This window comes from Crocosphaera watsonii WH 8501, from assembly GCF_000167195.1.
Classification (GTDB): domain Bacteria; phylum Cyanobacteriota; class Cyanobacteriia; order Cyanobacteriales; family Microcystaceae; genus Crocosphaera; species Crocosphaera watsonii.
The window spans coordinates 1-10,526 of sequence record NZ_AADV02000153.1; the positions used below are offsets into that span (position 1 = coordinate 1).

Sequence of the window (10,526 nt, forward strand, 5' to 3'; positions counted from 1 at the left end):
CCGGCTGCTTTGCGAATTATACAGACGCTGGAGGGGTTTTGAGGACAAAGGTAAAACTACGATCCTCAAACACCGAAATCTGTACAGGAATCACCATTCCTGCTTTATCGGAGGTCTTGGCGTTGTATTCTTTACAAAATGCCATGATATTGACCCCGTGTTGCCCCAAGGCAGGACCAACAGGGGGGGCGGGGTTAGCCTTTCCGGCAGGAAGGGCTAGTTTAATTAAGGCAACAACTTTCTTGGCCATCGCTAATTTTGCTTCTCAACTTGGTTAAATTCGAGTTCAACTGGGGTATCTCGTCCGAAAATGGACAACAATGCCCTCAGTTTATTGCGTTCAGAACTAACCTCCACCACTTCTCCTTCAAAATCTTTGAACGGCCCTGAGAGTACCAGAATTTTGTCGCCGATTTCCATATCGATTTTAACAAGAGGTTCTGGCTGTTCTGCTTGGCGAAAGATTCTTTCTACTTCTGAAGCACTCAAAGGTAGGGGTTTAACGTGACCACGGCGTCTACCATAAGCCCGTCTTTGTTCTGAACCCACAAAGTTGATAACGTTGGGGGTATTTTTCACCACTAACCAAGCATCATCATCCATTATCATCCTCACTAATACGTAGCCAGGAAAAACTTTTTCTTCCCCTTGTTGACGGCTTCCGTCCTTACGGACTTTTACCGTTGGTGTTTTGGGAATCTGAATCTGTAAAATTCGATCCGCTACATCTAGGGTTTGAATCCGTTGTTCTAGGTTGTTTTTGACTCGCTTTTCACAACCAGAGGCTACCTGTACGGCATACCACCGCGCTACCAATTTTGTTTTTTCTTGCTGCTGTTCTGGTTCGGATGCGTGATCGTGAGCAAAACTCATTAAAATACCTTCCCGGATCCCCATGAAAATAGGTTATCTACAAGATAAATAACAGTCGCTACCAGGCTCACCATTAAAATAACTGCGGCTGACTCGCTTAAGAGTTGCTGTCTTGATGGCCAAACGACTTTAGCCAGTTCCTCTTTGGTCTCAACCACAAGATTGTTGGTTTTGGTTTCGCCTTTGGTTGGCTTTGTATCTTTTTTAGAACCTTCTTGTCTAACCACGGTGATCTCTTCTCGACATAAATTTACAGTATTTTATTACTGCAGTGTATCTTTGAGTGATGACTGGGGTAATCTCTCCAGTTGAACTCGGACTATCAGTATAACTCAAAATTTAATCTTTTGTTACTGATTCGTTTAAATTAGGGTCAAAGACAAGATAAATGTATCCCGCTTTTCCCTTTAATCGGAGCGGCGGGATTTGAACCCACGACCCCTACTACCCCAAAGTAGTGCGCTACCAAGCTGCGCTACGCCCCGATACTCACAGACTCTTATTATACACCTATTCTCTTCAAAAAGGCAAGTCAAAAGGTGTTTAATTTTTGCATTTCTTGATATAACTCACTCACCACCTCGGCTGGCCAGTTTCCTTCACACCTACGACCTTGATTTAAAATTATCCTCAAAGAATAACCTTGGGGAAATCCTTCTACTTCCAACCACAATAATTCACTTTCTGCCTCACAAGCTATTCTCTCTTCTTCCATCAACTCTTCGGCCATCGCTTCCATAGTTGTAGCTAGTTGTTCAAACAGGCGACAAAAATCAGCAAATTCGACCTTGCTTAATTCAATTGCCCAATCATCTCCCCCTATTAAGCCAGGATAAGCAATTTCTTCTGTATTCCATCCTAATCGCCATCCTTGACCTTTTTTGAGTATGCGATCGCCCATATTTATCAATTAATTAGTAATTAAGGTGCAAGTAGTTGAGCATCTCCAGGCCAAGACAAACCAGGGGTTCCGGAAGTAGATTCTGGTGATGATGTACCTTCTGTTTCCGTGGGAATCCCTTGATTAGTTGTGGTTTGGGGTTGAGGGTTATAAATCTCAACTAATAAGTCTACTAACTGTTGACGTTGACGACGACTTAGTTGGCGAATGACTTCGATATCTTTGGTTAGGGGATTACTTTTTAAGGTAGATCCCGGATAGTTAGATTCCCTAATAGATTGATTGACCCCTAAATAATCTGCTAGGGTCACTTTCCAGTCTAAAGGGTGCTGAGGAGAACGTCGTTTAAAATCCTTGTGGTAACGGATAAAACGACCAATCAAGGTGTGGCTAGGGTTTATTTCCCCCGTTTCATCGCTAATATAGTTATTTTCTTTGGGCAGTTCCGGTAATCTCTCGTAAACCATCTCTGCTGCTTGTTCAGGTCGAAGATTTTGACCGTAAGCACTTTTTATACTCCAACCTTCAAGCTGACTGAAGTTAAAGTGCATTACTCCCCAACTGACACTCAGACTGAGGAGAAAAACCCCTAACCATTTTTGGTGTTTTTTGGATAGTAAAAGTGTTTTTCTCATTATTTTGCTTAGGATCTCACATCACTGATAATTTCTGGCTGAGTTAGCTCATCAGACATTTCAATGATGGCACGGACAGCCGGTTTCATGTGAGGATCATCAATACTATCAAATTCTTCGTAACGGCGACGTTTGGCTCGATTAGCAACTTGAACAGTAATACGATAACGGTTAGAGGCTGCGTCTAATAATTCTTGTGCGCGATACATGACCTGAGAAGAATCAAAAGAATGTTTTTTTGGCATCATTATGTTTTTCCTCTGTATGGTGTCCGGTGGTAAACATATAGCTTAACAGAATTTGCTGTTTTATCCTATGTCGCCATTCATCCCCATCCGTCTACACGGTGGGGATGAATGGCGACCAGTAAACAAACTGACCGAAGGGAATCTATATAGAAAATATAGTGGCAATTTTCAACCATTACCACTATAATTAAAAAAAAATACGAAATTCTTAAATCAAGAATTCCATTAAAATGATCTTAGCCTACAAATACAAATTAAAGGCAAGCTTGTCTCAAGAAATAATAATGACCAACTGGGTATCCATGCTCAGAAGTCATTACAATTTCTGCTTAAGAGACAGGATTGAGGCGTATGAGCAAGTTAAATATCCAAAACTAGGCAACTATTCTGACCTCAAGACAAAAGCCCCTTGTTGTCCCTTAACTTGTTCAATTTCTCCACAATCCCAATTAGGAGAACCCTTCAAAAAATCAGGTAAAAAACGTAATGCCTATGAAATGCAATCCTCTGAATTGCCCTTTTTAAAACAAGCTAGACCCTGGTACAAAAAAATCCATTCTACAGTTCTACAGCAAAATTTGAGACGACTAAAAACGGATGAGTGAAAACTTCTTTGATGGCAGAGGATATCCAAAGTTTAAAACTCGTCAAAGATTCAAAAGTTTTAGCTATCCTCCTAATCAAGTTAAATTAGAGAAAAATAAGGTCTATCTTCCTTCTATTGGTTGGATGAGATTTTTTAAGTCTCGAAGTATCCCTGATGGTTTTAGCCTAAAAACTGTAACCATTCGCTCATTAGCGGATGGTTGGTATATGTCAATTCGGATAGAAAACACAGAAGTTCCTCAATTAAACCTCCAGGATTTAGGGCAAGTAAAAACTACCATTGGCTGTGACTTGGGTATCAAGAAACTGTTAGCTTTGAGCAATGGAGAGTTAATAGAAAATCCTCAATTTGAGAAGCGACTATCCAAAAGAAAAACTATCAGGCAGCGTAGAGCATCTCGTAAGAAGAGAGGTTCCTCTAACCAGAAAAAAGCCTACGCTAAATTAGCCCGTGTTGACCAAAAAATAGTTAACCAAAGAGAAGATTACCAATGGAAAATCGCTCACCACCTTGTTCGTTTAGCTGATGTAATTGTTTTAGAGGATCTGAACATTCAAGGAATGATTAGAAAATGTCGTGCGAAACAGGATGAAAAGGCGAGCGACCCCGCGCCGTCTCACGGCGCACCTGGTAGCGCGAGCAGCAAATTTCTGAAAAATGGACAATCAGCCAAAAGAGCATTAAATCGGTTAATTAGAGACTGCTCCTGGGGGAATCTTACAGAAAAAATCGAGTCGGTAGCTGCAAAGTTTGGCTCAATTTGTTTAAAGGTTAATCCTAAGTTTACCTCGCAAAAATATTCGCATTGCGGACATATTCAAAAATAAAACCGCAATAAAGAACGTTTTTTGTGTCTTAATTGCGGTTTTCTCTCAGATTCAGATATTCAAGCATCAATTAATATTGGAATCAAGGGACTTAAAACTCTTGGAATTAGTCAATCCAAGCTACTTCGGGTCACGGAGGAAGTTACGGCTAAACCTGAAACAACAGGTTCGACAAAATGTCGGGAGAAATCAGTGTCGTTGGAGACTGAGCCTAGCAACCCTACCCACCCCCTAACCCCCTCCTGGGACGGGGAACTAAAGGGGGTGGGTGAGTGGGTGAATGAGGAAGCGATTCCCTGTTAGAATCCCCAACTTCAACGAAGTAAGTTGGGGTTCTTCAACTGACTTTTTTGCTACCAAAAACCAGAAATCTTCTGATTAATGGTGATTTGCTGCAATGGAGATGACTTGGCATAATTGGGAAATCTCCTCTTTACTATCAGAAATTAAACAAGGAAATACGGATAATCCTTCTATGGTGTTAGCTGCTTGTGCGCTCACAACATCTAAAATCACTAAGGGTAACTCTACGAGTTCTGGATTTTGAGCGAGCGATCGCAGATATTTGTCCGGCTCGTCTAAAAATTGTCCATCCAGGACGATCACATCAATATCCCAAACATTGACCAATAAAGATGCTTGCTCAAGATCATCGGCCTCCACAATACGATGATTGAATTGAGATAATTTACCAATCAAATTCCCTTCTAATTTTGATGTTAAAGGAACACGCTCTTTATCTAGAGCAGAAAAATTAGGAATTAAAGTGAGAATAGTTAAAGAACGACTTTCAACTTGTATTTTAGGCTGTAGGGGTTTTAAACAATGCTCAAGGGTAGATAAATCACTGGGAATCTTAATAAATCCATCAGTACAACGGTGTTTACCTAATAATTGATGACCTTGAGTTTGTGTAACAAAAACCCGAATATTTTGGGTTTGGGGATCAGATTTTAGTAAAGTTAAAACATCCCATCCCGATAATAAAGGTAATAAAGGATTCAAAAAAATAGCATAAGGTCTTAATTGTCGGGCTTTTTCTACTGCTTCGGTTCCTGTCCGAGCAATCATCACTCGATAGCCCAGTTGTGTTAACTTATCCATTAAAGTTTCAATGGATTTAGGAATGGCTTCAACAATTAGTATTAAGGGGTTAGAACCTTGATCATGGGGCGATGGCTGTTCTTTGTGGGGGGAAGGGGGTAACAATAGGGTAAATTGACTACCTTGACCTGCCTTAGATACAAAAGAGATATCTCCCCCGTGGGCCCGAGCTAAGCGTTGGGTCAAAACCAACCCCAACCCTGTTCCTTCAAATTGTCGGGTTAAAGGATTTTCTAGTTGTTGGAACTTCTGAAAAATTAGATGTTGAGATTCTTCAGGAATACCAATGCCTGTATCCCATACGTTAAAAGCGAGCCAATCTGACCAACGACTGACTTTTAAGCCAATCTTTCCGCCAGTTTGGGTAAATTTCATGGCGTTATCCAACAGATGAACTAACATTTGATGGAGTCGTAACTCATCTGCTAATAAATGCTCTAATTCAGGTTCGATCTCTAAACTAAAATCTACAGGTTTTTCAGTTTTACTTTGATATTTTTCTGTGATGGAATGATAAGCTCTTTGACAAATTTCTCTAATATTGACGGGATTAAAAGACAATTTTAATTGTCCTGTTTCTAGGCGAGTCAAATCCAATAGATCGTTAACTAAAGTCATCAGTTGACGACCACTACGGTAAATTAACTGGGCATAATGAACTTGACGAGAGTTAAGATTACCGATTTTTTCTTCTTGGAGAAGACTAGATAACCCCACCACTGCGGTTAAGGGTGATTTTAGTTCATGACTAATACAAGCCAAGAATTCATCTTTCAGGCGATTTAGTTGCACTAAATCAGCATTTTTAGCTGCCAATTCTTGACATAATTGTTGTTGTTGTGTGACATCAGTGGCCACAAAAATAGAAATAGGTGCTTCTAGTTTATCCGTAGTTAAAGGACATTTTATAAATTGCCAAACTTTGTCTGGTTCACAGATTTGTCTCGATTCCCTATCATCGTTATCAATCAAGCAATTGCCAGAACTTTCTTGGCTATATTTAGCTACTATTGGTAAAGGAAATGTCTGAAGGTCTTTTTTGGTTTTTAACGACTGTTTACAAGCAATATCCGTAATAGATGTTGAAGCTATTGTCTGACAATAATTATCGATATTGTCAAAACTAATTGGCTGTTGCGATCTGTCCCTTGTTTTCTGGGGTAAGGGACAAGCTGTTGCTTGATCTGGAGGGATAAATTCCCCAATTTGTTCGCGCCAAGTGCGATTTTGTTGAATAATTTCCCCTTGGTGAGATTGTAACATCACCGGTAACGGCAGTTCTTCTAAGAGTTCTTTAATGAGACCTTTGAGTGATGCTAACTCTGGTTGAGGAGGAGAGTTTTCCGCTAAAACCGTTTGTAGAATTTTCCAACTATCCAATAATCCCAAAAATTGCCCACGCCTATCCACCAGTCCATAGTTGGGTTTTTTGGCCCCTTGTGGGTTAGCGTTGAGGAGATGAACCAAGTCAAAAACTTTCAGATCGTAAGGAATCAGGGTTAAGGGACTCATACAGGTTTCCCAGTCCCATCTGTCTCCCAAACTTGCAGAATGCTTGGACCTAGATATTTCCTTATTTATTGGAGAAGAAGTGACTACAGGTTGATTGAGCAAGCTTAAGAGGAAATCACGACTAAAAATTATGCCCAAAGGAATCCTTTGTGCATTAACAACCACCACACTATCATGACCCTGCTGATTGCACTGAAACAGGATTTGTAGTTGTTGATAGGTAATGGGTGGGCTACAGGTCGGGACTGAATAGAGAAATTGTTTGAGGGTAAGCATGGAAGCCATTACAAAGTTTGTTTGGCAAGGAATAAGGAGAAAATAACAGCTAGTTTAAGTTACTAATGTCGTTCTCTTAAAATGGGTGTCGATAAAGGTTGACGAGTGATTGTAATTTTTCAGATAGGAGTTTTGGCTTAAAACTCCCATAAATTTAGAACCTGGGTCAAGTTTTAGAGTGATATTTTTAGAGGGTTCTGTCACTTCCTCCTTGAGAATTATGGTAAAAGGATAACGCCGAAATACGGCGGCTTTTCCTTGTCTTAAAAGCAATCTCGCCTGTCCAGGATGGACAGGTTTTAACGGACTTTTAGTTGTGTCTAGAACAAATACAAAGTTTGGCATTTTTAATCTCCCGTTAGGGGTAATGTTTGCCTCGTTCAGTTATCTAATCTTGTTTGGCCTAATTCACTTCGTTAACCCGTTTAGCAATGTTTAAAATTAGACGACAGTTGCTCTAGGCTGGCACGTACCAAGAGGTGTCATGAATTAGATAACGTTTACCTGAAAATCAGGTGAACTGGTCACATCATGGGCTTTAAATCAAGCCCCCGTTATATTGCCTGAGCAATTAACGGCGGGTTTGTGACTAAACTCGTTGAAGCCTCTGGTTATGATCTCAAGACAAAGATTATGTCTCTCCCCATTTTAATCAATATGTTCTGACTTTTATCTCACAAAGCTTAAACCCTTACAATTAATTACAATTCTGCTCAAAAGTTTCTCTACTATTTTCTACTTAATTCCATGTAGGCGGCTCTAAGGGGTAGGAAGAATTAAAATAAATGGGACTGACATTCTAATAAACGAACCCTATGATGGGAGTAGAGGGTAACCATCTATTGGAGAAACCTTCTAAGCAGGTGTGAGTTAAGGAGATAACCTAACCATGAACAACAAACTAAGTCTCAAACGTAAACTAGCAACCATCATAGTGATTTCCCTTCTGGTGTTTTTCGGTGTGGAAACCGTGGCCGTCGCTACGTCTAACCCTTTTTCTGATAGTTCTACTACTTATGGTAAAGACTGTCCTGGGGACGACAAGGATGAATGCTAAATGTGATTGTTACCGGTAAACTCTCACCACGACACACCTAAAACTTAGATAAAGTCAGGAATAATCCTGGCTTTTCTCCAAATCTTTAAGGGGTTCATTGTTGTTCTTTAAAGTTCTGTTTTAAGGTTTCGACTAACTCCACCTCATTAGGTCGCATTTTAGCCCATTCTTCTCGATCGCTACGAATTTTAGCTAAATGTTGCTCAATATTTTCTGAAGTTATTAAGACACCGAAATCTTCAGGAACTTGCTCAACATTGTGGGATAAAATACGATTCAGTACGAAATCACCGATATTGGGGGTATAGTGAGAGTTATCAACCTCACGGGGTGACAAGCCCGTTAAAACCCTGATTGAAAGAGGGTTTCAGCCGTGGCGATCACTCTATAAATTGTCAAAAACTAGAGGGCTTATTGAGAATAAACAATAATGATAATCATTCTTGCCGTGTGTGTGGGGGGGGAGGAGGGTTACACCGTCCTCCCCCCCACAGGGTTGATGCTCAAAATCAACCCCTTGGGCAATATTAGTTTTTATTAAATAGGGTTTGCTGAAAAAGTTTCTCCAAAATTTATACCACTTTTGACCAAGAATTTTCTGACAAATCAATAAGTTTTAGTACATAAAAATTGTTTAAAGTATAATCAAAATTAATGAAAGGCGGTTTGATGAGTTCTCCTGTTCTATTATTAGTAAATAAGGACAAAAAAAGCGACAAAAACTGCCTCAGAAGTTTAGAAAGATTGACAACTAAAAATGTAATAGCAATAGATGTAATGGAGGTTTCAGGGAGTTTTGTCATCACGAGATTTAGGCTAAATCTTCGTTTAGCTTGTCCAAACTTTCCCTCAATAGCATTACGGAAGCATTCATCGGAGTGGGCTTGTTTCTTTTCTTCTTCACTGACATTTTTCGGAGGTCTTCCTAACTTCGGACCACTGATTCTTATCCCTCTTTCCTTACACCAATTTCTGTTTTCCCTAGTTCGATAAATTTTATCTACATGGACGGATTCGGGATAATAGCCAAACGTTTCTTTATACTTTTCTACTTGTTCTTTTAAATGACAAGATTCATTGAAGTTTTCCCAACTTATTTTGTCTAGAAACACATAGTTATCTACACAGCTTACTGAGAGTTTAGCTCCAAACTCTATTGGTTTTCCTGCTTTTCCCCTCACTATTGGACGAATATGCCGTTGAGTTAAACTTACAATTCTTTGAGGAACACTCTGGGTCTTATTCTCCCACATTGACTGTTGTTGTTCATAAACTTTTTTGATAGTCTCTAGACAATTTTTCTGTCTTTTACTCAGATTTTCCAGGGAAGCCCCAGCTTGAATTAAGTCTTCTATATTTCCTAAATTTTTCTTAAGGTATTTTAACTGTTTCCCGATAGCTTTTCTTCTTTCTTGATAAGATACTTTTCGTTTTTTAGCTACTTTTAAGTATTCCTTTCTAGCAATTATTCTAGAAGTTCTCGGCTTTTTTCTCAATTTTACTCTTAATGGTTTATAAAGATTATCTATTATTCTTTCTGTCTCAATTCTGGCTTGATTTAATATGCCTAAATCCGTTGGGTATTTGATGTCTGCTGGCGCACAAGTCGCATCTAAAATTAGTTTACCTTTATTTTTTATTTTTTCTCCTTTTTCTTGGAGACAATCCTTTTTTTTTACTTCTTTATTACTCTTGTCTATTTCTCTTTTTACTATTTTTTTATTGATTTTGTTTATCAATTCTCCATCAATTCTTTTCCTAAAATGAACTAGCATTGAAGATTCCAGTGGTGGCTCTTGTTGATAACAATTTAAACCTATAAAGTATTGTAGATAGGGATTTTCTCTAATCTGTTCTATAGTTTCTCTATCACTTGTTCCTAATTTTTCCTTAATAATTAATGTCCCTAATGCCATTCTAAATAGTTTGGCTGGCGCACCTTTTTCTGCTGAAAAAAGTTTAGCATATTCTTCCTCAAAATCATCCCAAGGTATCAACTCTGCCATGATTACCCAACGATTATTGGGGGACAATTTGCCCTCGAAAGGTAATTCAAATTTTTCTGGGGGCGGTAAAGGTTGCTCCTCTTTTCGATACATTTGTTCTTGACCAACAACTGGGAGGTGTTTCTACCAATTATAGCGGTTTGTAGCCGACAAAGCTGATCTTTTTTGCGATCGCGAATATGGGTGTAACCTTTTAAAGAATAGGGTTTTGCTTTTATTCAGCAAACCCTAATTACAGGTTTACTTGCTTCTGGTTTACCCTTAACAGGAATGTTACTTTATCCCCCTTTAAGATTAAGACAATTAAAAGCTCAATATCGCCGTCAAGAATCTAAAAAATTGATTGAACCGTAACAGTTTTAATTTAATACAGAGTTTGGGCATAATAGTATTATGCCCCTACGAGGATGAGAATTTATGAATGATTTGGTGTAGGGGTTTAATACTATTAAAACCACTCCACCTGTGTATAACCTCAAA

The 10,526-nt window shown here is 39.1% G+C and carries 12 protein-coding genes, 1 tRNA gene and 1 pseudogene; 3 read left to right on the forward strand and 11 right to left on the reverse strand.

All coding sequences use genetic code 11. The features are described from left to right. Positions 1 to 19: 19 nt before the first annotated feature. The 7 genes and pseudogenes from CWATDRAFT_RS26335 to CWATDRAFT_RS26365 form a co-directional block, all read right to left on the reverse strand. Positions 20 to 250 (reverse strand): annotated as a pseudogene (locus CWATDRAFT_RS26335) (uL11 family ribosomal protein); the annotation flags it as partial. Between the two features lie 2 nt (positions 251 to 252). Further along, positions 253 to 873, reverse strand: a complete 621-nt coding sequence (gene nusG, locus CWATDRAFT_RS26340; protein WP_021831945.1) for a transcription termination/antitermination protein NusG — start codon at positions 871 to 873, stop codon at positions 253 to 255. Further along, a complete protein-coding gene (gene secE / locus CWATDRAFT_RS26345) occupies positions 873 to 1,100 on the reverse strand; it encodes a preprotein translocase subunit SecE (RefSeq protein WP_007312880.1) in 228 nt (75 codons plus the stop codon). Before secE ends, nusG begins: the two co-directional genes overlap by 1 nt. Positions 1,101 to 1,284: 184 nt before the next feature. Then, positions 1,285 to 1,358, reverse strand: a tRNA-Pro gene (locus CWATDRAFT_RS26350). A 47-nt stretch (positions 1,359 to 1,405) separates the two neighbouring features. Further along, positions 1,406 to 1,774: a DUF1818 family protein gene (locus CWATDRAFT_RS26355; protein ID WP_007307859.1), complete on the reverse strand. Its 369-nt coding sequence runs from the start codon at positions 1,772 to 1,774 to the stop codon at positions 1,406 to 1,408. Between the two features lie 20 nt (positions 1,775 to 1,794). Next, positions 1,795 to 2,409, reverse strand: a complete 615-nt coding sequence (locus CWATDRAFT_RS26360) for a hypothetical protein (protein WP_007307860.1) — start codon at positions 2,407 to 2,409, stop codon at positions 1,795 to 1,797. 8 nt (positions 2,410 to 2,417) lie between these two features. After that, positions 2,418 to 2,654, reverse strand: a complete 237-nt coding sequence (locus CWATDRAFT_RS26365; RefSeq protein ID WP_197083674.1) for a DNA-directed RNA polymerase subunit omega — start codon at positions 2,652 to 2,654, stop codon at positions 2,418 to 2,420. A gap of 287 nt (positions 2,655 to 2,941) precedes the next feature. On the opposite strand from CWATDRAFT_RS26365, the gene CWATDRAFT_RS42010 reads away from it, so the two are divergent. Together CWATDRAFT_RS42010 and CWATDRAFT_RS42015 are read left to right on the forward strand one after the other, a co-directional pair. Further along, positions 2,942 to 3,262: a transposase gene (locus CWATDRAFT_RS42010; protein ID WP_412093280.1), complete on the forward strand. Its 321-nt coding sequence runs from the start codon at positions 2,942 to 2,944 to the stop codon at positions 3,260 to 3,262. Further along, on the forward strand, positions 3,255 to 4,091 hold the full coding sequence (locus CWATDRAFT_RS42015) for an RNA-guided endonuclease InsQ/TnpB family protein (protein WP_007307863.1): 837 nt from the start codon (positions 3,255 to 3,257) through the stop codon (positions 4,089 to 4,091). The genes CWATDRAFT_RS42010 and CWATDRAFT_RS42015 overlap by 8 nt, the downstream gene beginning before the upstream one ends. Before the next feature lie 378 nt (positions 4,092 to 4,469). On the opposite strand, the gene CWATDRAFT_RS26375 is transcribed toward CWATDRAFT_RS42015, so the two are convergent. Together CWATDRAFT_RS26375 and CWATDRAFT_RS26380 are read right to left on the reverse strand one after the other, a co-directional pair. Further along, positions 4,470 to 6,983 carry an ATP-binding response regulator gene (locus CWATDRAFT_RS26375; protein WP_042712498.1) on the reverse strand — a complete coding sequence of 838 codons (2,514 nt, stop codon included), beginning with the start codon at positions 6,981 to 6,983 and terminating at the stop codon, positions 4,470 to 4,472. Between the two features lie 54 nt (positions 6,984 to 7,037). Then, positions 7,038 to 7,328 (reverse strand): RRXRR domain-containing protein, encoded by a 291-nt coding sequence (locus CWATDRAFT_RS26380; RefSeq protein ID WP_035828932.1) that lies wholly within the window; start codon positions 7,326 to 7,328, stop codon positions 7,038 to 7,040. 544 nt (positions 7,329 to 7,872) lie between these two features. Here CWATDRAFT_RS26380 and CWATDRAFT_RS38885 point away from each other — a divergent pair. Further along, positions 7,873 to 8,040: a hypothetical protein gene (locus tag CWATDRAFT_RS38885; protein ID WP_007311774.1), complete on the forward strand. Its 168-nt coding sequence runs from the start codon at positions 7,873 to 7,875 to the stop codon at positions 8,038 to 8,040. A 94-nt stretch (positions 8,041 to 8,134) separates the two neighbouring features. On the opposite strand, the gene CWATDRAFT_RS26385 is transcribed toward CWATDRAFT_RS38885, so the two are convergent. Both CWATDRAFT_RS26385 and CWATDRAFT_RS26390 read right to left on the reverse strand, forming a co-directional pair. Next, positions 8,135 to 8,377, reverse strand: a complete 243-nt coding sequence (locus tag CWATDRAFT_RS26385; protein ID WP_007307865.1) for a hypothetical protein — start codon at positions 8,375 to 8,377, stop codon at positions 8,135 to 8,137. A gap of 235 nt (positions 8,378 to 8,612) precedes the next feature. After that, positions 8,613 to 10,139 carry an IS5-like element ISCwa2 family transposase gene (locus CWATDRAFT_RS26390; protein WP_007307866.1) on the reverse strand — a complete coding sequence of 509 codons (1,527 nt, stop codon included), beginning with the start codon at positions 10,137 to 10,139 and terminating at the stop codon, positions 8,613 to 8,615. Between the last annotated feature and the right edge of the window lie 387 nt (positions 10,140 to 10,526).